The 551-nt window shown below is 60.1% G+C and carries 1 protein-coding gene; it reads left to right on the top strand.

What is annotated here, in order from left to right; all coding sequences use genetic code 11:
• The coding region (locus tag DMP11_RS10135; protein WP_123186349.1) for an MFS transporter at positions 1–551 on the top strand (551 nt) is incomplete at both ends.

Genomic DNA, 551 nt, shown 5'->3' with positions numbered 1-551 from the left:
TCGCTGTTCGCCACGTTCATGTTCAACACCTGGGGCGCCACGTCGGACTTCGTCGTGGACTGGGGCTGGCGCATACCGTTCTTGCTCGCGCTGCCGCTGGGCTACATCACGCACTACATCCGAACGCATCTCGAGGATTCCCCGGTGTACGAGGAGATGCAGGAGCACCTGAAGCAGCAGGGTTCCAGCGTGAAGCATCCCATCCGCACGCTGTTCAAGAAGCACCTGCGCGTGCTCATCATCTCGTTCGGCGCCTGCGTGTTGAACGCCGTGGGCTTCTATGCGGTGCTCACCTACCTGCCGAACTACCTCGAGACCACGCTGAACTACGATCCGAGCGCGGCATCCATCATCACCACTATCGTGCTGGTGGCCTACATCGGGTTCATCTTCGTGTCCGGCCGCATCTCCGACCGCTTCGGCCGCAAGAAGATGCTCATCATCGCCTGCGTCGGGTTCATCGTGCTCACCATCCCGGCGTTCATGCTGCTGGGTACGAAGAACTTCTGGATCATCCTGCTGGTCGAGCTGGTCATGTGCCTCATACTCAC

The sequence above is a fragment of the Parvibacter caecicola genome (assembly GCF_003725335.1).
Taxonomy (GTDB): domain Bacteria; phylum Actinomycetota; class Coriobacteriia; order Coriobacteriales; family Eggerthellaceae; genus Parvibacter; species Parvibacter caecicola.
Note: the sequence above shows the minus strand (reverse complement) of the source record. Positions and strands in the feature narration are given on the sequence as shown.